Genomic DNA, 20,843 nt, shown 5'->3' on the forward strand with positions numbered 1-20,843 from the left:
TCCGCTCATATCCTTCGCTCATTTACAGGATTCAACTCGGGGCCCGCTCAGAAGGTCGGACGCATGAAGGTCACGGATAGACGTGGATTATGGTCCGACATATCCATCGGCCTGCATGGCAAAGAGTTCAGCATAGGTCCCCGCAGCGGAGATAAGCTCGTCGTGTGTTCCCAATTCAACAATTCTGCCACCTGCCAGGACGGCTATCGCATCCGATTCACGGATGCTTCCGAGACGGTGTGTGATCAGCAGGCTGGTTCGGCTCGCACCGAACTCGGCAATCCGGCGTCCCACCTCCTTCTCTGCTTCCGGGTCGAGTCCCGAAGTGGGCTCATCCAGAATAAGGAAGTCTCGCTCATCGCGCATGAGGCCGCGCGCCAGGGCGACCCGCTGCCACTGCCCGCCGGAAAGCATCACACCCGTCTTAGGATCGTTCTTGTCTTCTTCGCTAAAGAAGATCCGGCTGAGTAGCGTCTGATAGCCGAGAGGGAGCCCGGAAAGGACTCCATGAATGCCGGCAAGCTCCGCGGCCTTGCGCACCCGATCGCCATCCGATATTCGCTCGACATCCCCAATGCCGATATTCTCGGCGGCCGACAGGTCATAGAACATAAAGTCCTGAAAGACCGCACCAATTCTCCGCCTGAGATCACCTGCAGGAATGTCTCTGATGTCGACACCATCCCAGTAGATCGCACCGCGAGTGGGATCATGGAATCGGCACAGGAGTTTGACGAGGGTGCTCTTCCCGGCCCCGTTCTTTCCGACTATTCCGACTGTGCTTCCGTGCGGAATGAACAGGCTTGCCCCTTCCAGGACCCACGGCGCGTCGTCGGAATACCTGAACCAGACATCACGTATCTCGATCCCCCAACGCAGCGGCACCACGGACCGTGGCCGTACCGGAGCTGGGACGTCGAGATCCAGATCGATGATGAACAGATAGTGACCGAACAGGATCAGGCTCTCATGCGTCCTGGCAAAAGTCTCCACCAGGCCCGAGGCCGACGTCTGGACACCCGCCACCGCGGCGATGAGCATGGAGACGTCTCCGACCGTCAGCTCACCTTTCCAGGCCGATCGCACCGACCAAGCCAGGGCCAGGCCGGCCGCGGCCGCACCTGCCAGTGCAGTCAGCGCACCGGCACCGAGTTTCTTGCGCGCCAGCGCCCGCTGATGGGAGTCCGACAGCCGTCGATCGGCCATCATTCGCTGCCTGAAGAAGTCACCGGTCCCGTAGAGTCGCAGTTCTTTGGCCGCCCGATTGTTGGCAATCAGCTCACGGTAGAAGAACTCCCGGCGCTGCAACGGCGCAACCAGGTGGAGCACCTCGGCCCGTCGCGAACCGAGATAGAACTCGACCAGAGCCACCGGAACGATCGACAGGACCAATGTGACCGCCAGCACCGGACTCAGCAACCAGAGCGACACGATGAATCCACAGGCCGTCACCAGGCCAGCCACCGACCCCAGCAGCGCCGTGACCACCGCTCCTGGCGCCGTGACGCCCGCTTGCTGAGCCAGGCGCAGGCGGTCTAAAAACTTTGGGTCTTCGAATCTTGCCAGCGTGACAAACTGGTTGATCTTCTTGTAAACCGTGTCGTAGGAACGCGCCGAAACGGAGCGGTCAAGTTCCTCTTTAAGGTACGACTTCACGTGCGGCAAAACCGCCGAGAAAACTCCCGCAAACACCAGGAGGACCAGCAGGAGCATCCCTCCACCGCTCGCTGGCGCGACTCCGGAGGAAATGCCGTCGAGGACCGCCTTCATGAGCCAGGCGGCGACCACCGGAAGGCCCGATCCAAGCAAGCCGACCACCGCCAGGAAGCCAGTGGTCTTCGGCGCTGCGCGATGCGCCAGTGCAAGCGCTCGACCTCCTCGGTGAAAGATCGGATACCGCGTTTCCTGCTTCATGGATCGCCAGCCAATTAGTCGTACAGGTGTTGCGACAGGAGTTTGATCCGCGCCACGGGCCGAAATCTGGAGCGGGCCCCCTGCCTGATCAGCAGGGGGCCCCTTACCTCAGCACTTGCCGGCACACATACCCGGCGCATTGGCGAAGCCATAGGTGCTGCCGCACTGCGTCGGCACGTAGGAGCAGTAACACGTGTAGTTGGGGCCGGTCTGACCGCAGTAGATGCTCTGGCTGGGCATCGTGATCGTGGTGTCCATACGCACGTCATTGCCAGCTTCGACGAACTCGATGTCGAGGTCGAAGATATCGTCTCGCTCCGCTACAGAAGCGACAGGGCTCATTTCCTGGTCCTCCATTTCCGACGGGTAACACGTGACCTCATCCTCGCGGCATGGCGCTGCACCTGTCAAGGCCTGTGCACGGACTTGTTTCATAAGTGGAAAGTGAAAGCCGCATGGATCCGAATCGCCACCGTCAAGCAGATTGAGCAAAAGTTGAGAAATCTCCGATCAGGAAATCCCCCCATATTGAATCATTGATTCCTTACGCCGGAATCGTACGCATCCCAGCCTCAGCAACCCTAGGAGAGGCCGATGTCCTGGAAGCGGGGCCAGCCGTAGCCCCAGGCGCCTGCGGCCGCGATGCCGTCGCGGACGGCGACCAGGTCGGGGCGCTGGTACAGCGGCACCGAGTGGCCGAGCTGCCAGATCCGCGTGTCGGCCTCCTGGAGCAGGGCGAGGCGGGCCGCGGGGTCGAGTTCGGCCGCCGCCCGGTCGAAGAGCCGGTCGATCTCCTCCGTCCCCGCGCGACCGTAGTTGCTGCCGGCCTCCAGTGAGCCGTCCGCGCCCGGCCGGGGCTTGGCGTAGACCGGGCGCTGGTCGACCGCCGGGGACGGCCCGGCGGGCCAGGAGAACAGGGCGAGGTCGTAGTCGCCGGCGGCCAGGTGGCCGGGGACGAACGTGTCGACCGGGACGGCCATGGCCCGGACGGAGATCCCGGTCTCGGCGAGGTCGGCGGTCAGGGCGTCGGCGGTGCGCCGGGCGGTCGCGGAGTCGGCCGGGAGCAGCAGCGACAGGGCGAGCTCCCGGCCGTCCCTGGTCCGGGTGCCGCCCTGCGCGGGACGCTTCCAGCCGGCCGCGTCCAGCAGCCTGTCCGGATCGGCGCGGCCGACGGCGTCGGCGTTGTCCCGGTAGCCGTCCTGGTCGCCGGCCAGCAGGTGGCTGCCGAGCGGGGCACCGGCGAGGCCGAGTGGGGCGAGCGCGGCCTCGGCGATCCGGCGCCGGTCGACAGCCCGGGCGAGCGCGAGCCGGACGGACGGATCGGTGAGCGGTCCGCGGGCGGCGTTGAGGGTGAGCTGGGTGAGCGAGGGCGCGGACGCCCGGTGCACGGTGACACCGGGGAGCGATTCCGCGCGCCGCAGCGCCTCGTCGGCGGCCCGGGCCTGGTCGGCCGAGGCGCCGGGGGCCGCCGGGGCCCGGTCGACCGCCGCCGTCACCGGCGCGATGTCGAGCCGGTCCTGGGCGAGCGCGTCCAGCCGCTGCTCGGCCGGGACGGCCAGGAAGTCGATCCGGTCGGCCTTGGACCGCTCCCCCCACCAGAGCGGACTGCGCGCCGCGGTGGCCCGGCCGCCCACCGGGTCGTACCCGGTGAGCCGCAACGGCCCCGCCGTCAGGTGCGGACCGCCGGCGAGCGGCCGGCTGAAGGCGGCCGGGGTCGCGGTCTCGGCAGCGGGGTAGAGCGGGCCGAACAGCGAGCGCCACTCGGCGTACGGCTGCCGGAAGACCACCCTGACCTCGTGCGGACCGGCGCCCGGGGTGATCGAGTCGATCGCGCCGTACCCGGCCGCCCGGGCGGCCCCGTAAGCGGGGTCGAGGCCGGACAGCGCGGCCCGCTGGGCGGTGAAGTCGGCTGCCGAGAGCGGGGTGCCGTCGCTCCAGACGGCTCGCGGGTTGAGCCGGTAGGTGACCACCTGCGGCAGTTGCCCGGGCGGGGTGGACTCGGCGGACTCCAGGTAGTCCGGGTCGGCGACGAGCCGGCCGTGCTCGTCCGGCCGGAACAGTGCGGGGTAGAGGGCGTGCGCGAGCAGCGCCGAGTCGGCGGTCGCGGCGCCCTGGTAGACGTTCAGCGTGGCCGGGACGGCGTCCAGCGCCCACCGCAGCGTGCCGCCGTCCCGGACGGCGTCCCGCTCGTAGGGGCGGATGTCGCCGGTGACCGCGACCGGGTCCGCGGAGGAGGGGACCGGCGCCGGGGTGCGGGCCGGGGCCGGGGCGCCGGAGCAGCCGGCCAGGGGACCGGCGGCGAGCAGCAGCGCGGCGGCTGCGGTGGTGAGCTGGCGGACGCGCATGGCGGCCATCGAACGCCGCCCGGCCGGAGCCGGGCCCGCCGACACGTCGGCCGCCCGGCGACTGCACCCGGTCGGCGGAACCGTGACCCGCCCGCTCGCCTCCGGCGTGCCCGGGGCCCGAGCCGGTCGGACCGGCCGGTCGGCGCGCCGCTACAGGGCGAGTTCGAACCAGACGATCTTGCCCTTGGGCGTGCGCCGGCTGCCCCAGCGTTCCGCCAGCAGGCTGACCAGCTGGAGCCCGCGCCCGCCCTCGTCGGTCTCCTGGGCGCGACGCTGGCGCGGCTGGGCGTAGCCGTCGTCCCAGACCTCGCAGACCATGGTGCGGTCGCGCAGCAGCCGGAGCCGGATCTCGCCCCGGCCGTGCCGGAGCGCGTTGGTGACCAGCTCGCTGACCAGCAGCTCGGTGGTGTCGACCAGCTCGTCCAGGCCGCGTGCCAGCAGCCAGCTGCAGGCCAGCTCGCGGGCCTTGGCCACCGAGGTCGGCTCCGGCGGCAGGAACCAGTTGCCGACGGCGTCCTCGGGGAAGGCGTGCACCTTGGCCATCAACAGGGCGATGTCGTCCTCGCCGTGGTGCGGGATGAGCTCTCCGAGGACGTGGTCGCAGAGGTCCTCCAACCCCCTGCCCTCGGCGGACAGCGCGGTGCGGAAGGCACGCAGGCCCTCGTCCAGCTGGTGCTTGCGGCTCTCCACCAGGCCGTCGGTGTAGAGGCCGAGTACGGCGCCGTCCGGCAGGGTCAGCTCGACCTCCTCGAACGGCTCGCCGCCGACGCCGAGCGGCAGACCCGGCGGGACGTCGAGCATCCGCGCCGGCTCCCCCGGGCTGAGCAGGACGGGCGGCAGGTGGCCGGCGTTGGCGAAGGTGCAGCGCCGGGTGACGGCGTCGTAGACCGCGTAGACGCACGTCGCGAGGTAGACCTCGCGGGCCTCCTCGTCGGCGCTCGACGTGAGCCGCCCGTACGGGGTGGGCGTCACCGCGGGCGCGGTGTCGTCTCCGAGTCCGCGGGCGATCTCGTCGAGGGCGGAGAGCACCTCGGCCGGGTCGAGGTCGAGCATGGCCAGGGTGCGGACGGCGGTGCGCAGTTGGCCCATCGCCACGGCGGCCCGCAGTCCGCGGCCCATGACGTCGCCGATGACCAGCGCGGTGCGGTTGCCGGGCAGCGGGATGACGTCGAACCAGTCGCCGCCGACCTCGGTGTTGTTGTTGCTGGGCAGGTAGCGGCAGGCGATCTCCAGGCCGCTGGCGGCCGGGTTGCCCGGGGGCAGCAGGCTGCGCTGCAGGATCAGCGCGCGCTCGTGCTCGCGGCGGTAGAGCCGGGCGTTGTCGATGCAGACGGCGGCCCGGGCGACCAGCTCCTCCGCGATGGCCACGTCGCGGGCGTCGAAGGGCTCGCTGCCGATCGCGCGGGAGAGCTGGACCAGCCCGAGGACCTGGTCGCGGGCGACCAGCGGAACGATCAGGGTGGAGCGCAGCAGCGGGTCGGGCCCCGGCTCGGGGACGACGCTGCGGCCGGTGCGCAGCGCCCGCGCGTGCGGGGAGCGGCGCGGGTAGCAGAGGGTGCCGCCCGCCTCGGCGATCGGCAGGCCGGTGACCGAGCCGAGCACCGACGAGGCACCGCCGACCACGCTGGAGACGGCGACCCGGCGCAGTTCGCCGCTGCCGTCGGTGAGCACGGTGTCGCCGAGCCGGCCGGCACTGGGCACGCTCTCCCCGGAGAGCAGAGCGGTGTAGAGGTCGACGGTGGCGAGGTCGCAGAACGGCGGGACGACGACGTCCAGCAGCTCCTTGGCGGTGGTCTCCAGGTCGAGGGTGGAGCCGATGTGGGCGCTGGCCTCGTTCAGCAGGGCGAGGTTGCGGCGGACGCCGTCGGCCTCGCGCTCGGCGACGTGGCGGCTGGTGACGTCGGAGACCTGCCCGGCGACGCCCATCGGCTGGCCGGCCGATCCGTTGAGGCGGTAGAGCGAGACGGCCCAGAGCCGGTTGCCGTCCCGGGTCGGGACGGCGGAGTGGAAGCGCAGGTCGAAGACGGGCTCGCCGGTGGCGAGGACCTTGCGCAGGGCGGCGGTGAGCCGGTCGGCCTCCGAGGTCGGGAAGATGTCGTGGGCGGTGAGGCCTTCGAGGTCGGCGGGGGCCAGGCCCATCCCGGAGGCGAAGGCGTCGTTGACGCGCTGCAGCCGCAGCCGCTCGTCGAACAGGACGAAGCCGGTCGGGGTCTGGCCGAAGACGGCCACCGAGGCGGCGAGGTCGGTCTCGATCCGGCGCAGGCGGCCGAGGTCGACGGCGAGACAGGTGGCGCCGGCGGTGGGCAGCGCGCTGTCGGGCATCAGGTAGAGCTCGGCGAGCCCCTCGCCGCCGGTGGCGTCGCGGTACGGCGCGGTGCCGACCCACTCCTCGCCGGCCAGCGTGCGCTCCAGCCGGGCGCGGCCGCGCTGCCAGAGCTCGCGCGGGACGAAGGTGCTGATCGGGTCGGCGCCGACCGCCTCCGCGGCGGGCAGGCCGAAGAACTCCGCGGCGCGCTCGCTCCACTGGCTGATCCGGCCGTCGGGGCCGATCGCGAAGGTCGCCACCCGGATGTACTCGTAGATCGAGCCCGGATCCCCGGCGCCCCACTGGTCGGTCGCGACCGCGGTGCGGGCGGCGCCGCCGTGGCGGTGCGCGGCGGCCGTCGCGGCCGCGTGGGCGGGCAGGTGCGGCGAGCCGGCCTGCCCGGGCACAGCGGCATGACCGCTGCTGCTCGGCGCGTTACGCGCCGGGGTGCTGTTCAACGGACCGACCCCTCCAAACCCGCGACCGTCCGGATGCCGAGAAGACCGAGTATTCATCATCGAGGGGTGCGTTCACACGCCCTCAACATCACAACATCAGATCGGGCGAAGGTTTTTGTCCTACCGCCCGCGCAACCACAATGCCACGCTCGCGCCCCCTGCCGGAGTGCGCGCTCCCCCCGGCCACCCGATGGCATATGCAGCCCCGCTCTACTCGCGTCCTACTCGGCTCCCGACTCGTCGGGCTCATTACCCGGCAGCGCCTGCTCGAACCAGACGACCTTGCCCATGCCCTCCGCCCGCGCGCCCCACCGGAGCGCGAGCCGGCGCACGAGCTCCAGGCCCCGGCCGCCCTCGTCGGCCTCCGCCGCGTGGCGCTCGCGGGGCGGGTCGGGCAGCGGGTCGGAGATCTCCACGACCAGCGTCTCGCCCAGCGTCAGCCGTACACCGATGGGTGCGCTGGCATAGCGGACGGAATTGGTGACCAGCTCGCTGACCAGCAGCTCGGCGGTGTCGGTCAGCTCCTCGACGCCCCACTCGGCGAGGGTGGCCCGGACCAGCCGGCGGGCCCGGGAGACGGCGGTCGGCTCGGCGGGCAGCGTCCAGCCGGCCGTCGGGGTCCCGGCCTGGCCGTGGCCGAGCCGCGCCAGCAGCAGCGCCACGTCGTCCGGCTCGCGGCCCTGCTCCATGGTGCCCAGCACCGCCTCGCAGGCCGCCTGGATCGACGCGTAGGGCTGCTGGAGGACGGTGATCAGCCGGCCCAGCCCCACGTCGAGGTCCTTGTCGCGGGACTCCACCAGGCCGTCCGTGCAGAGCGCGAGCAGGCTGCCCTCGGGGATCTTCAGCTCGACCGCCTCGAACGGGACGCCGCCGACCCCCAGCGGGGCGCCGGAGGGGAGGTCGAGGATCCGGCCGGTGCCGCCGGGCAGCGGGCCTCCGGTCCGGGTGGGCTCCTCCGTCTCGTCGGCCGGGACGACCAGCACCGGCGGGATGTGGCCGGCCTTGGCGACCGTCAGCCGGGCGGTGGCCGGGTCGAACACCGCGTAGACGCAGGTGGCCAGCAGCGCCTCGTCCGGCCCCTGGGCGAGGTCGTCGGCGAGCTCGTGGACGTGCCGCAGCAGCACGTCCGGCGGCAGGTCGAGGGCGGCCAGCACGCGGACGGCCGTGCGCAGCCGGCCCATGGTGGCGGCGGCCCGCAGGCCGTGGCCCATCACGTCGCCGACCACCAGTGCGGTGCGGTCGCCGGGCAGCGGGATGACGTCGAACCAGTCGCCGCCGACCTCGGTGCCGCTGCTGCCCGGCACGTACCGGTAGGCGACCTCGACGCCGGTGGGCTGCGGCACCTGCTGCGGCAGCAGGGTGCGCTGGAGGGTGAGCGCGGCGGTGCGCTCGCGGGCGTAGAGCCGGGCGTTGTCGAGCGAGCTGCCGGCCCGGTCGGCCAGTTCGACGGTGAAGGCGAGGTCGTCGCGGTCGAAGCCCTCGCGGTAGCCGGCCCGGCTGACCAGCAGCAGGCCGATCACGATGCCCCGGGCCCGCAGCGGCACCACCAGCACGGAGTGCACGCCCAGATCGTGCGCCGCCTGCATCTTCGGGTCGCCGGGGTAGGTGACGTCGCTCAGCTGATCGGCGCCGGAGAGCAGTTCGGGGACGCCGGTGCGCAGCACCCGGCCGCAGGCCGAGTTCTCGGCGAAGGTGATCCGGGCTCCGCGGCGCAGCATCACCTCGACCTCGGGGCCGTCCTGGACGGAGGCCGTGCCGAGCTGGAGCAGCGAGGTGCGGCGGTCGTGGCCGTGCCGGGGCAGGTCGTCGCCGTGCGCGACGGCCTGCAGCAGGATGACCGCGGAGTGGTCGGTGAGCCGGGGGACGACGGCGCCGGCCAGCTCCTGGGCGATCCGCGAGGCGTCCAGCAGGTCGCCGACCCGGGAGCCGAACTCGTTCAGCAGGGAGAGCCTGCGCCGGGCGTGCTCGACCTTGGCCACCGCCCGGTAGCGCTCGGTCACGTCCATCACGGTGCCGGAGATGCCGAGGACCCGGCCGGCCCGGTCGGTCATCCGGCTGTAGGAGATCGAGCGGTAGCCGGAGCGCGCGGTGACCGGCGAGGCGAGGGTGACGTCGATGACCGGCTCACCGGTGGCCAGGACCTGGCGCTGGATGGCGGTGATCTCGTCGGCGGCCCGCTCGGGCAGGGTCTCGCCGGTGGTGCGGCCGACGTGGTCCTCGGTGGCCATGCCGTTCATCGCGGCCAGGGTCCGGTTCACGGCGGTGTAGCGCAGGTCGGTGTCGAGGACGGCGATCCCGAGCGGGGACTGCTCGAACAGCGCGTCGCGGACCGCGAGGTCGCGCTCGACGGCCCGGACGGCGGCCGCCTCCGCCAGGTTGGCCTGCAGGAACGGGGTCCCGTCGCCGTCCACCAGGAGCGAGATCCGGGCGTCGACGGCCACCGGGGCGCCGTCGCGGTCGCGCAGCTCGGCGGGGCCGGTCCAGCGGCCGTGCCGCAGGGTGGCCTGGATCGCTGCCCGGATCCGGGCCACCTGGTCCTCGTCCGGGATCAGCTCGTCGATCCGGCGACCGACCAGCAGCTCGCTCGGCCAGCCGAGCAGTTCCTCGGCGGCCGGGCTCCAGAGGACCACCCGGCCGGCGGTGTCCAGGATCGCGATGGCCACCTTCACCACGTCGAGCAGGTTGCCCTCGGCGCTCGTGCCGGGACCGCCCGGCTCGGCTCCGGCAGTGCCGGGGAACGGCCGTCCGGGCCGGCTGCGGACGGCGGCGGGCGGGGTCACGTCGGCCACCACGAGGGAGGGCGCGGGCCGGCCGGGCGGCTCGGCGGGAGCGACGGCAGAAGGGTCGGCGGCAGCGGGGTCGGCGGCCACCGGGGCGGTGGTGCTCCTGCGGCGGCGGCCGGCCGGCGGCTGGGGCGGCGCCGGGCGCACGCCGCGCCGCAGCCGCGCGCGGGCGGCCGCGCTCCCCCGGGCGCCCGTGCGTCGCGCGCCCCCGCCGCCGCTACCGGTACTCGACACCGACGGGGCCTCCGGCTCTGGTCGGGATCGGCGTCGCCGGCTGGAACGGCTCACCGATGGTGACGAATAGTGCCGAAAAGTGACATACCCAGCAGAACCAAGGCTATCCCGGCTTCTGTGTCTTCTTGTCCGATTGACCTACCTGGCGTATTGCGCGCGGCGGGCCCAGCTGCTCCGGAGCCCGGCTGCCCTGACGGACAGCCACTCAGGAGGCCGCGCACGGGGGGGACCGCGGCGCACGGGGGCGGCTGCTCAGGCGGCCGGCGGTTCAGGCGGCCGGAGGCGGTGGGTCGAGCAGTCGGGCGAGGTCGGGCAGGACGGCCCGGTCGTGGTCGATCCAGTCGACGTCGGCCAGTTCACCGGGGCCGAGCCAGCGCAGCTCGTCGTGGTCCTCCAGCGGCCGGGGCTCGCCGGAGATCAGCTCGGCCGCCCAGAGCCGCAGCTCCAGCCCCGGCCGGACCAGCCAGGCCCCCGGCAGCCGCTGCAGCGCCCTGGCCCGGACGCCCAGCTCCTCCAGCAACTCGCGTTCGAGCGCCTGCGGCTCGGTCTCGCCGGGCTCGGCCTTGCCGCCGGGGAACTCCCAGCGCCCGGCCAGCTCTGCCGGCGCGCTGCGGCGGGCGGCCAGCACCCGGCCGCCGTGGATCAGCGCGCCGCCGACCACGATCCGGTTCGCCGTGCCGCTCGCGCCGGTCGTCGCCGCGGTGGTGGCGGCGGCGCCTGCGGCTGCGCTCCTGCCGGCGGTCGCCCCGGCGGCATCCGTCGGCCGGGCCGTGGGCTCCGTCCAGTACAGCTGCTTGTGGCCGCGTGCCTCGAACTCGGCCACCACCCGCTCCGCCTCGTCCCGGGCCAGGCCCTCCGCGACCCGGAAGCGGTTGCCGTTGTCGTCCTGCCGCATCACCCGAAAGGTGTCCATGGCGGTGAGCTTAGGACGTGCCGGACCACCGCACGGACCCCGGTGCGACGGCCCGGGCCCCGGCCCGCGTGGGGGCTCGGGCCGGGGCCGCGTCCACCGGACGCTACGCGCGCCGCGCTACCGGCGCGTACGATCCCTGTTAACGCCGGGTAACCGGGGCGCCGAGGGCCGGTCGCCCAGCCGGCGCCGCCCGCACCTGGGGCTTCCCCGGTCCCGCAGGCCCCGTCAGACCTGGATGTCGCCGACCTGCTCCCCGGTCGAGAGTCCGAGCTCGCGCCGGATCTCGGTGGTCAGCCTGGTCGACCTGGCCACCAGCGTCTTCGCCCGCCGCACCTCGCGTTCGAGCGCCGTCCCGTCGGTGGTCTTCGCGGCGGTGTCCCAGGCGGTCGCCGCCTCCCGCTGGGCGGCCGCCAGCTCGGCGACCTTCGGCCGGGCGCCCTCCGGCCAGTTCGTCGACGTCCTGGAGAGGTCCTCGGCCTCCTTGCGGGAGGCCTCGGCCATCGTCCGGGCCCACGCCCGGAACTCGGAGCGCGCCTCGTCGATCTCGGCGTCCGGCTCGTCCCAGTACGCGCTGTTGAAGGCCCGGGCGGCCTCCAGATAGGCGAGCTGGGCCGGGTTCAGACTGGCCCGGTCGGTTCGGACGCTCCCGCGGTGCAGGCCTTCGCGGTCCTCGTAGGCGCAGGTGACCTCGTGCTCGCCGGACTTCCAGTTGGCCCGGCTCGGGTAGAGGTAGACCTCGTCCATGCCGTCCGGCACGGCCCAGTAGTCGAGGGCGTACTCGTCGAGCACCGGGCCGCAGAGCGCGGCGGCGCGCTCGCGGACCCGGGCCTCACCCGGGTAGCCCGGGCCGTCGCTCTCGGGGATGCGGGCGGTGCCGGCCACCTCGCCCTGGTGCGGGAGCATGCAGGGCACCCGGCTCACCCAGAAGACCGACTGGTCCGCGGTGCCGGACCCGGGGTCGGTGCCGGAGCGGTCGCCGGGCAGGTTGTAGCAGTGGCCGGCACTGAGCGAGGACCAGACCACGGCCCCCGGCGGGGCCTTGGGGGCACGGGCGGGGCGGCCGGCGTCCTCCGCGACGTCGACGCCGGCGGCGACCACTCCGAGGAGGCCCGCCAGGAGGCCGAGCGTGCCGAGCGCACCGAGGACGACGCCGGTCACGGCCATGGCGCGGCCGCGCTCGTTGCGCCGGTGGAGCTGGATCAGGGCGACGATGCCGAAGACCAGCGGGAGCGGCCACAGACAGAGCAGGCCGGTGACCAGCGCGGCGACGGCGAAGCCGTTGGTGGCGCCGGGCGCCTGCGGATAGGCGTAGCCGGGCTGGTAGCCGCTCAGCGCGCCGGGAGGGACGGTGGCCCAGCCGGTGGCTGCGGGCGGGGGGACCTGCCCGGCGGGCGGTGGGGTGGGCGGGACATGCGGAGTGGCGCCGGGCGCGGGAGCCGCCCAGGGATCGCCGGGGCCGGCGGGTGCGGGGCCGGCGGGTGCGGGGCCGACGGGTGCGGGGCCGACGGGTGCGGGGCCGACGGGTGCGGGGCCGACGGGTGCGGGGCCGGCGGGTGCGGGGCCGGCGGTCGTGACCGGCTCCTCGGCTCCCGCCGGAACCGGCTTGGTCAGCTCGACCCGGTCGGCGGGCACCGTCGCGGTGACCGGGGCCGCGCTCTCGTCCGGTTCCGGCCCGACCGCCGCCGTAGCCCCAGCCGCCGTAGCCCCAGCCGTCGCCGCCGCATCCGGCCCGGCTCCGTCGGGCACGGGTGCCGGCGCAGCTCCCGGCGCGGGCGCGGACGCATCGGGCTCGGGCTTGGACACGTTGGGCTCCCCGGCCCGCCGCTCGCGGGCATCAGCTCGGCAGTTCGACTCGAACGCTCCGTGGACCGACCGACCGCCGAGCGGCGGGCGGCCATGGGAACGGACGCGCGACTCTACCCGATCTTGCGAAGGCCCCTTCGCCCATTTCCCCGGCCCGCCGCGCCACTTCCGGACGGGCTAACCTCGCGCCAGCACCTCCCCGTGCAGCATCGCGAACCAGCCGTCCCCGTCCGCGGCCCAGGCGCGCCAGCCGGCCGCGATCCGCTCCAGCTCCGCACGGTCCGCGAACCCCTCGGCCACCGCCGTCCTGGCGATGCCGGTACCCACGATCCGGTCGGCCCACATCCCGCCCCACCAGGCGCGCTGCTCCGGCGTCGCGAAGGTCCAGCTGCTGGACGTGGCGGTCACCTCCGTGAAGCCCGCCGCGCGGGCCCAGGACAGCAGCCGCCGGCCGGCGTCCGGCTCGCCGCCGTTGGCCCGCGCGACGTCCCGGTACAGCTCCAGCCAGCGCTCCAGCTCCGGCGCCTCCGGGTACCAGGTCATGCTCGCGTAGTCGACGTCCCGGACCGCGACCACGCCGCCCTCCGCCGTCACCCGGCGCATCTCCCGCAGCGCGGCCACCGGGTCGGCCACGTGCTGCAGCACCTGGTGGGCGTGCACCACGTCGAACTCGCCGTCGGCGTAGGGAAGCTCGTGGACGTCCGCGACCTCGAAGACCACGTTCGCCAGCCCGCGCCCGGCGGCGAACCGGGCCGCCGTCTCCAGCACCTCGACCGAGGTGTCCACGGCCACCACCCGGCCGGCGGGCCCGACCAGTCCGGCCAGGTCCGCGGTGATCGTGCCGGGACCGCACCCGACGTCCAGCACGGCCAGCCCGGGCCGCAGTTCGGGTTTCAGGTAGGCCGCCGAGTCGTCGACGGTGCGGGAGCTGTGCGAGCGCAGCACCGGCTCCTGGTGACCGTGGGTGTAGACGGCGTCGCGCTGCTGTCCGGTCAAGGCGGACCCCCTCGGGTGCGGTCGGTCTCCGATGCCTCCGACGCTACTCCCCATCCCGCATGACGAGAAGATTCGTCTCATATGCCGATCGGAGCGCAGCGCGCGAGAGCCCCCGCCCGGGAGCGCGCGGGGGCTCTCGGCTCTCTGCCGACCTCAGTTGACGGTGAACCAGGTGCTCCGCGACTTCTTCCACTCCGGGTGGGTGAGATCCTTGGCGTCGACGCCGTCGCCGTAGAGGTCGGCCGACCCGTCGTCGGTGATCAGCTGCACCCGGGCGCCCGGGGCGGTGAGGTCCGGCACGTCCGGCACGGCCTCCCAGCCGCCCGCGTCGGAGGTCGGCAGGTCCAGCAGCCTGACCGGCTGCGAACCGGGCCGGCCGTCCCAGCGGTAGAGCGCGTACGGGTCGGAGTTGTCGTCCGCCGCCCACGAGCCGGCCACGATGACGTACTGGCCGAGCGCGTTGCGCCGGATGTCCCGGACGGAGAGCCCGCCGAGGTCGAGCTCGATCGGGGCGCCGAACGTGGCGTGCACCGAACCGCCCGGCAGCGACGGAAAGTTGGTGACCGGCACGATCAGCGCCCGGCCGCCGGTGACCGCCGGGGTCAGCGGCGCGCGGAAGCCCACGTACGCGGTGGTGGTGCTGTCCGGCGCGAACTCCAGGCCCTCGACGTTGAAGCCGTCGACCTGCTTGGGCGCCTGGCCGTCCGCCGCGCCCGCCGCGAAGCCGTAGCGGTTGCCGTTGGCCTGGTCCCAGGCGATCAGGTCGGCGCGCAGTCCGGTGTACTTGCCCGCGAGCGCAAGCTGGGTGCTCGCGCCCGAGCCGGTGACGGTGGTGGCGAAGACCGTGTGCCGCTCCGCCTTAATGACGCCGTCCTTGTTGTTGCCCAGCGAGCCGGTCCAGTAGATCGTGTCGCCGACCCGGGCGGCGGCCTCGATGTCGATCTCCTTGGAGACGCCGAGCGCCGAACCGAAGTCCCAGGTGCGGACCGGCGCGCCGGAGGCGTTGCGGTCGTAGAGCCGCAGCACGTTGGACTCGTCATCGGCCACCACGATGTAGCCGCCGCCCGCGTCCACCGCCGCCGAGGCGTCGCTGGAGCCGGTCAGGTAGCGGCTGTCGGCCGCGTGCTGCACGACCGCCGAGGCCGCGTAGTGCAGCGTCCTCGTCGCCGTCTTGCCGCCGAGGCCGGTGACCTTGACGGTGAGGTCGGTGTAGCCGACGCCCCGGGCGGCGACCGAGAGGGAGCGGGTCCCGGTGGTGCCGGTGACCGTGACGTCGCCGGTGCGGGCGACCGAGCTGCGCGTGGTGGCGGAGGCGGCGACGGTGAGCGCGGATGCCGCGGCACCGCTCTGCGCGACCGTGACGGTGACCGTCGGATCGCCGGTGGCGCCGACCGCGCCGGAGAGGTAGCCGGTCGAGAGGGTGATCGTGGGAGTGCCGTACGTCGCGGCGGCGGCGGATCCGGCGGGCACCGCGAGCACCGGCAGGGCGGCGACGGCGACGGCCAGCGGCAGCAGGCCGCGGGAGGGACGGGACACGGGGACAGCCCTTCGACGTGGGGGCGGTGCGAGGTCCGGACCAGGGTGGGGCCCCTCGGCGAACGCCGCCCCTCCGGCAGCGGGCCGCCGGACGAACAGCAACCCTCGTGCGGCTCCCCGCGGCCGGCGGGCCGTACCGTGGAGCGGCACCCGACAGAACGGTTCCACCATGACCGCCACGCGCCCCTTCGTCCTGTTGAGCGCCGCCGTGTCGCTCGACGGACACCTCGACGACGCCGGCCCCGAGCGGCTGCTGCTCTCCAACCCGGCCGACTTCGACCGGGTGGACGAGGAGCGCGCCGCCAGCGACGCGATCCTGGTCGGCGGCAACACGCTGCGCGCGGACAACCCCCGGCTGCTGGTCAACGCCCCCGCCCGGCGGGCCGCCCGGCTCGCGGCCGGCCGGCCCGAGTACCCGCTGAAGGTCACCCTCAGCGCGAGCGGCGCGCTCGACCCGTCGCTGCGGTTCTGGCACACCGGCGGCGCCCGGCTGGCGTACACCACCGACGCCGGGGCGGCCGTGCTGCGCCCCGCTCTCGACGGGCTGGCCGAGGTGGTGGCCCTCGGCGGCACGGTGGACCTCGGCGCGGTGCTGGACGACCTCGGCGCGCGCGGAGTGCGCCGGCTCATGGTCGAGGGCGGCGGCAGCGTGCACACCCAGTTCCTGGCCCGGGGCCTGGCCGACGAACTCCAGCTGGCCGTCGCCCCGTTGCTGGTCGGGCAGGCGGACGCGCCGCGCTTCGTCCACCCCGCGGCCTTCCCCGGCGGCCCGGCCCGCCGGATGCGGCTGCTGGGGGCACGTACCGTGGGCGACGTCGTCCTGCTCAGGTACGCCCCGAAGGAGCCCGCCCCGTGACCGCCGACCTCGACTTTCTGCGGAGGGCCGTCGAGCTCTCCCGCCGGTGCCCGCCGTCCGAGACGGCGTTCTCGGTCGGCGCGGTGATCGTCGGCGCGGGCGGCGAGGTGCTCGCGGAGGGCTACAGCCGCGAGTCCGACCCGCACGACCACGCCGAGGAGGCGGCCCTGGCCAAGCTCCCGGCCGACGACCCCCGGCTGCGCGGCGCCACCGTCTACAGCTCGCTGGAGCCGTGCGGGCGGCGCGCCTCGCGTCCGCGGCCGTGCGCCAGGCTGCTGATCGCGGCGGGCGTCCCGCGGGTGGTGGTGGCGTGGCGTGAGCCGGCCACCTTCGTCGTGGAGACCCAGGGCGCGGCGCTACTGGAGGCGGCCGGGGTCGAGCTGGTGGAGCTGCCGGAGCTGGCCGAGGAGGCCCGCGCGGTCAACGCCCACCTGCTGGGCTGAGCCCGCCGGCCGGCGCCGGGCCAGCGCGTCGGCCTGCTCCTCGGGGCGGAGCATCGCCGGGAACGGCGGCTCCGGGAAAGCCTGTTCGAACGACTCGTGATTCCCCCGTCGAGCGATCGGCGCGCATCCGACCGCAGGCCGATCAACCGAGCGACAGGGGCGGTCAACACGCCCCTCCGCCCCCGGATCCACACAGGGGTCAGACGTTGAAGCAGAACCTTCAGCACAGCGCTCCGACCTGCGAAAACACGGTTTCCGGGGCCCCCATCCAGCACCCGATCCAGCACGGTGCAAGTTCATCCAGCACATCCAGCACACGCGACCGCGACGAAGCCCGTCGCCCGCACCGGGGACGCGTTGTGTACATCTGAGTCACTCGGTACGCTTGGGCGCATGACGCAGCCGCTGCCCATAGAGTCCATCCGCGATGTGCGTGCCCACCTCGCCGAGGTCGTGGAGCGCGCCGATCGCGACGACGTGCCCACAGTGATCACGCGCCGGGGCAAGGAAGTCGCCGCCGTCGTCTCCATCGAGGTACTTCGCAAGTACCAGGAGTGGGAAGAGCGCGAGATCAATCGGATCATCGACGAGCGCATGGCCAACCCCGCGCCCGGCATCCCAATCGAGGACATCATGAGGGAGACGCTGGCACGCGGTGAGTGAGTACCGAACCGTCTTCCGCCCCGAGGCACAGGCCGAGCTTCGGAAGATCCCCCGCGACATGGCGCTGCGCATCCTGGCCAAGCTGACCGAGTTGGAGACCGACCCCCTCGGCTTCAACACCACCGCACTCGTGTCCCAGCCCGAACGGCGCCGCCTGCGCGTCGGCGACTACCGCGTCGTCTACACCATCGACAACGGAGAACTGGTGGTCTGGGTCGTTCACGTGGGACACCGGTCCACCGTTTACGACACCTGATTGCCGCTGACCACACGTCAGAGTATCCAGCACCCATCCAGCACGGTGACGACGAAGGGGTCGGACTCGATAGAGCCCGACCCCTTCTGACTTGCACGTTTGACTCAACGCCCAACGTGCAGTAATTACGCGACTACACGTTGAAGCGGAACTCCACCACGTCGCCGTCCTGCATGACGTACTCCTTGCCCTCGATGCGGGCCTTGCCCTTGCTGCGGGCCTCGGCGATGGAGCCGGTCTCGACCAGGTCGTGGAAGGAGATGACCTCGGCCTTGATGAAGCCCTTCTGGAAGTCGGTGTGGATCACGCCGGCGGCCTCGGGGGCGGTGGCGCCCTTCTTGATCGTCCAGGCGCGGGCCTCCTTGGGGCCGGCCGTGAGGTAGGTCTGCAGGCCGAGGGTGTCGAAGCCGACCCGGGCCAGGGTGGCGAGGCCGGGCTCCTCCTGGCCCATCGACTGGAGCAGTTCGAGAGCCTCGGCGTCGTCCAGCTCGATCAGCTCGGACTCGATCTTGGCGTTCAGGAAGATCGCCTCGGCGGGGGCGACCAGCTCGCGCTGCGCGTTCTTGAAGTCCTCGTCAGCCAGCTCGTCCTCGTCCACGTTGAAGACGTAGAGGAAGGGCTTGGCGGTCAGCAGGTGCAGCTCGCGGATCGGGGCGGTGTCGAAGCCGGCCTCGAAGAGCGTCTTGCCGGTCTCCAGGATCGCCTGGGCGGCCTCGGCGGCGGCCAGGACGGGGGCGGTGTCCTTCTTCAGGCGCGCCTCCTTCTGGAGCCGGGGCAGCACCTTCTCGATGGTCTGGAGGTCGGCCAGGATCAGCTCGGTGTGGATGGTCTCGATGTCGTCCTTGGGCGACACCTTGCCGTCCACGTGCACCACGTCCGGGTCGGTGAAGGCGCGCACGACCTGGCAGATCGCGTCCGACTCGCGGATGTTGGCCAGGAACTTGTTGCCCAGACCCTCGCCCTCGCTGGCGCCGCGCACGATGCCCGCGATGTCGACGAAGTCGACGGTGGCCGGGAGGATGCGCTGCGAGCCGAAGATCCCGGCGAGCTTGGCGAGGCGCTCGTCCGGGACGCCGACGACGCCGACGTTGGGCTCGATGGTGGCGAACGGGTAGTTGGCCGCCAGCACGTCGTTCTTGGTCAGGGCGTTGAACAGGGTCGACTTGCCGACGTTCGGCAGGCCGACGATTCCGATCGTGAGCGACATGAAGCGAAGTCCCGTGGGCTTGGAGGAGTTGGGTCGGCACCGTAAGGGCCGATCCCCCAGTCTACGGGCAGCCGGTCAGGCGCCCGCCGCCGCCGGTAGCGGCTCCAGGAACTCCAGCCGGTTGCCCAGCCGGTCGTGGCTGTGGAAGCGGCGGTGCCCGGGCAGCTCGCCGTCCCAGACGACCTCGTGGCCGTGGGCGGCCAGGTGGTCGGCGAGCGCGTCCAGGTCGTGCACCTGGATCCCTGGGTGGCCCTTTCGGGAGGGGCGGAAGTCCGCCACCACGCCCAGGTGCACCTCGACCCCGCCGCCGCGGAACCAGCAGCCGCCGCGCGCCGCCAGAACCGGGGGCTTGGGGAGCTCGGCCATCCCGAGCACGCCGTGCCAGAAGGCGCGGCACTCGTCCTCGGCCCCGGCCGGGATGTCCAGCTGCACGTGGTGCAGCCTCTCGAAGGCGAATCCCGCGCTCATGCATCCCCCCGGACGAGTTGATCGACGATCACATCAGTACTCCGTTCGAAGACACGGAGCAAGCTCCCGAAGGGCCATTACACAGTGTGGCGATGATCGGACCGTACGTTGGGTGGGTGGAGCAGAGCATCCGAACCCAGCCGCCAGGGCCCAGACGCCGACCGCCGAACGGCGCGGCCGGGGCCGCCGTCCCCGGCCCCGGGCGGGCCCCCGAGACCGCCGGGCCGGTCGGGGCTGCCGCCCCCGCCTCCCGGCTGCGCCCGGTGGCCGGCGCCACCGACCGCGGCCGTCCCGGCGGCGCCCGGCCGCGACTGCACCTGCCGTTCGCCGCGCGCACCGGCGAACGCGCGGACGGGCGGGCCCCGAGCGCACCGGCGAACGCGGTGCGCTCGGGGGCCCGAACGGCCGCCTCTACGGGCGCCGGCGCACCGGGCGGCCGACCCGGCTGACCGCGGTCGGCACCGGCGTGGCCGCGATGGCCGCGACGGTCGCGGCGGCCGGCCTGGACCGGCTGCTCTTCGGCGGGCTCGGGGTGCTGTTCGGCATCGGCTACCTGGTGGTCTGCTTCCAGCTGGCCGTCCGGGTGCGCTTCGCCGACCTGCTGGCCGCACCGATCAGCGGGCCGATCGCGTTCGCCGTCGCCCTGCTGCTGCTCGGCCCGGTCGCCTCCGCCGGGGTGACCGCCCAGGTGGTGGCGCTGGCGACCGGCCTGGCGCTGCGGGCCGGCTGGCTGTTCTCCGGCACCGGCCTGGCAGCGGTGATCGTGCTGGCCCGGTTCGTCGCCCAGAAGCGGATCCACCGGGCGCGCTGAGGGGCGGCCGACCGGCCGCCCCTCCTGTCGCACCCGCCCGCCGCGCCCTCCCGGCGACCCGATCAGCCGGCGGCCCGGTCCGCCGCCATCGCCGCCCCGACGATCCCGGCGTCGTTGCGCAGCTCCGCCGGGACGACCTGCGCCCCCCGTGCGCGCATCAGCGGCAGGAACTTCTCGTGCTTGCGGCTCACCCCGCCGCCGATCACGATCAGCTGCGGCGAGAAGAGCATCTCCACCAGGTCGAGGTACTCGTCGACCCGTCCGGCCCACTCCGCCCAGCTCAGCCCGTGCCGCTCCCTCGCCGCCGAGGAGGCCCGCCGCTCGGCGTCCTTGCCGCGCAGCTCCAGGTGGCCCAGCTCGGTGTTGGGCACCAGAGCGCCGTCCACGAACAGGGCGCTGCCGATGCCGGTGCCGAAGGTGAGCACCAGCACCACGCCCGGCCGGCCGCGGCCAGCGCCGTGGGTGAGCTCGGCCAGCCCGGCGGCGTCGGCGTCGTTGAGCACGGTGGCCGGCAGGTCGAGCGCCTCGCGGAACAGGCCCGCGGCGTCCAGGCCGATCCAGCCCTTGTCGACGTTGGCGGCGGTCCTGGTCCGGCCGCTCACCACCACGCCGGGGAAGGTCAGGCCCACCGGGCCCTGGTGGTCGAAGTGCCGGACCACCTCGCGGACGGCGGCGACCACGGCCTCCGGTGCGGAGGGCTTCGGGGTGAGGACCTTGTACCGCTCCTGGGCGAGCACGCCCCGGCCGAGGTCGACGGGGGCACCCTTGATGCCCGACCCGCCGATGTCCACACCGAATACCGCCGCCATGACGACCGCCCTCCGCCGACTCCGCTGTCCACGACCGCAGGCC

General features: G+C 73.2%; 16 protein-coding genes and 1 pseudogene. 5 read left to right on the plus strand and 12 right to left on the minus strand.

Annotation, left to right across the window (positions count from 1 at the left end; translation table 11 throughout):
• Positions 1–87 precede the first annotated feature (87 nt).
• From ACF9IK_RS13960 to ACF9IK_RS14000, 9 genes are all read right to left on the minus strand, one after another.
• Positions 88–1,914: an ABC transporter ATP-binding protein gene (locus tag ACF9IK_RS13960; protein ID WP_395294531.1), complete on the minus strand. Its 1,827-nt coding sequence runs from the start codon at positions 1,912–1,914 to the stop codon at positions 88–90.
• Positions 1,915–2,022: 108 nt separating this feature from the next.
• Complete coding sequence (locus tag ACF9IK_RS13965; protein WP_395294532.1) at positions 2,023–2,271, minus strand: hypothetical protein; 249 nt, start codon at positions 2,269–2,271, stop codon at positions 2,023–2,025.
• Positions 2,272–2,495: 224 nt separating this feature from the next.
• Entirely contained in the window at positions 2,496–4,259 is a 1,764-nt protein-coding gene (locus tag ACF9IK_RS13970) for an ABC transporter family substrate-binding protein (protein WP_395294533.1), read from the minus strand.
• 150 nt (positions 4,260–4,409) lie between these two features.
• Positions 4,410–7,022: a SpoIIE family protein phosphatase gene (locus ACF9IK_RS13975; protein ID WP_395294534.1), complete on the minus strand. Its 2,613-nt coding sequence runs from the start codon at positions 7,020–7,022 to the stop codon at positions 4,410–4,412.
• 221 nt (positions 7,023–7,243) lie between these two features.
• On the minus strand, positions 7,244–9,892 hold the full coding sequence (locus ACF9IK_RS13980) for a SpoIIE family protein phosphatase (RefSeq protein ID WP_395294535.1): 2,649 nt from the start codon (positions 9,890–9,892) through the stop codon (positions 7,244–7,246).
• A gap of 415 nt (positions 9,893–10,307) precedes the next feature.
• Positions 10,308–10,952, minus strand: coding sequence for an NUDIX domain-containing protein (locus ACF9IK_RS13985; RefSeq protein ID WP_395294536.1), 645 nt, complete (start codon positions 10,950–10,952; stop codon positions 10,308–10,310).
• A 225-nt stretch (positions 10,953–11,177) separates the two neighbouring features.
• Entirely contained in the window at positions 11,178–12,584 is a 1,407-nt protein-coding gene (locus ACF9IK_RS13990) for a DUF4190 domain-containing protein (RefSeq protein ID WP_395294537.1), read from the minus strand.
• Positions 12,585–12,932: 348 nt separating this feature from the next.
• Positions 12,933–13,751, minus strand: coding sequence for a methyltransferase domain-containing protein (locus ACF9IK_RS13995; RefSeq protein ID WP_395294538.1), 819 nt, complete (start codon positions 13,749–13,751; stop codon positions 12,933–12,935).
• Between the two features lie 153 nt (positions 13,752–13,904).
• Positions 13,905–15,287 carry a hypothetical protein gene (locus ACF9IK_RS14000; RefSeq protein WP_395294539.1) on the minus strand — a complete coding sequence of 461 codons (1,383 nt, stop codon included), beginning with the start codon at positions 15,285–15,287 and terminating at the stop codon, positions 13,905–13,907.
• Positions 15,288–15,456: 169 nt separating this feature from the next.
• Here ACF9IK_RS14000 and ACF9IK_RS14005 point away from each other — a divergent pair.
• The 3 genes and pseudogenes from ACF9IK_RS14005 to ACF9IK_RS14015 all read left to right on the plus strand — a co-directional run bounded on the left by ACF9IK_RS14005 (position 15,457) and on the right by ACF9IK_RS14015 (position 17,505).
• Positions 15,457–16,586: pseudogene (locus ACF9IK_RS14005) on the plus strand (dihydrofolate reductase family protein).
• Positions 16,587–16,979: 393 nt separating this feature from the next.
• Positions 16,980–17,249, plus strand: coding sequence for a type II toxin-antitoxin system Phd/YefM family antitoxin (locus ACF9IK_RS14010; RefSeq protein WP_019434848.1), 270 nt, complete (start codon positions 16,980–16,982; stop codon positions 17,247–17,249).
• Complete coding sequence (locus ACF9IK_RS14015) at positions 17,242–17,505, plus strand: type II toxin-antitoxin system RelE family toxin (RefSeq protein ID WP_226076233.1); 264 nt, start codon at positions 17,242–17,244, stop codon at positions 17,503–17,505. Before ACF9IK_RS14010 ends, ACF9IK_RS14015 begins: the two co-directional genes overlap by 8 nt.
• 133 nt (positions 17,506–17,638) lie before the next feature.
• Here ACF9IK_RS14015 and ychF read toward each other — a convergent pair whose 3' ends face one another.
• Both ychF and ACF9IK_RS14025 read right to left on the minus strand, forming a co-directional pair.
• A complete protein-coding gene (gene ychF / locus ACF9IK_RS14020) occupies positions 17,639–18,712 on the minus strand; it encodes a redox-regulated ATPase YchF (RefSeq protein WP_395294540.1) in 1,074 nt (357 codons plus the stop codon).
• 75 nt (positions 18,713–18,787) lie between these two features.
• Positions 18,788–19,180, minus strand: coding sequence for a glyoxalase (locus ACF9IK_RS14025; protein ID WP_395294541.1), 393 nt, complete (start codon positions 19,178–19,180; stop codon positions 18,788–18,790).
• Positions 19,181–19,296: 116 nt separating this feature from the next.
• Between ACF9IK_RS14025 and ACF9IK_RS14030 the strand changes: the two genes are divergently transcribed.
• Complete coding sequence (locus ACF9IK_RS14030) at positions 19,297–19,629, plus strand: hypothetical protein (RefSeq protein WP_395294542.1); 333 nt, start codon at positions 19,297–19,299, stop codon at positions 19,627–19,629.
• Positions 19,630–19,655: 26 nt separating this feature from the next.
• Positions 19,656–19,991, plus strand: coding sequence for a DUF6542 domain-containing protein (locus tag ACF9IK_RS14035; protein ID WP_395294543.1), 336 nt, complete (start codon positions 19,656–19,658; stop codon positions 19,989–19,991).
• 62 nt (positions 19,992–20,053) lie between these two features.
• Here ACF9IK_RS14035 and ppgK read toward each other — a convergent pair whose 3' ends face one another.
• On the minus strand, positions 20,054–20,800 hold the full coding sequence (gene ppgK, locus ACF9IK_RS14040) for a polyphosphate--glucose phosphotransferase (protein ID WP_395294544.1): 747 nt from the start codon (positions 20,798–20,800) through the stop codon (positions 20,054–20,056).
• Positions 20,801–20,843 lie beyond the last annotated feature (43 nt).

The sequence above is a fragment of the Kitasatospora hibisci genome (assembly GCF_043950205.1).
Classification (GTDB): Bacteria; Actinomycetota; Actinomycetes; order Streptomycetales; family Streptomycetaceae; genus Kitasatospora; species Kitasatospora hibisci.

What these genes read in the sequence shown, in the direction of transcription:
- ACF9IK_RS13965 (WP_395294532.1), bottom strand. Translation starts at nt 2,271, where the DNA reads ATGGAGGACCAGGAAATGAGCCCTGTCGCTTCTGTAGCGGAGCGAGAC.
- ACF9IK_RS14035 (WP_395294543.1), top strand. Translation starts at nt 19,656, where the DNA reads ATGGCCGCGACGGTCGCGGCGGCCGGCCTGGACCGGCTGCTCTTCGGC.
- ACF9IK_RS13970 (WP_395294533.1), bottom strand. Translation starts at nt 4,259, where the DNA reads ATGCGCGTCCGCCAGCTCACCACCGCAGCCGCCGCGCTGCTGCTCGCC.
- ACF9IK_RS13960 (WP_395294531.1), bottom strand. Translation starts at nt 1,914, where the DNA reads ATGAAGCAGGAAACGCGGTATCCGATCTTTCACCGAGGAGGTCGAGCG.
- ACF9IK_RS14025 (WP_395294541.1), bottom strand. Translation starts at nt 19,180, where the DNA reads ATGAGCGCGGGATTCGCCTTCGAGAGGCTGCACCACGTGCAGCTGGAC.
- ACF9IK_RS13985 (WP_395294536.1), bottom strand. Translation starts at nt 10,952, where the DNA reads ATGGACACCTTTCGGGTGATGCGGCAGGACGACAACGGCAACCGCTTC.
- ACF9IK_RS14010 (WP_019434848.1), top strand. Translation starts at nt 16,980, where the DNA reads ATGACGCAGCCGCTGCCCATAGAGTCCATCCGCGATGTGCGTGCCCAC.
- ychF (WP_395294540.1), bottom strand. Translation starts at nt 18,712, where the DNA reads ATGTCGCTCACGATCGGAATCGTCGGCCTGCCGAACGTCGGCAAGTCG.
- ppgK (WP_395294544.1), bottom strand. Translation starts at nt 20,800, where the DNA reads ATGGCGGCGGTATTCGGTGTGGACATCGGCGGGTCGGGCATCAAGGGT.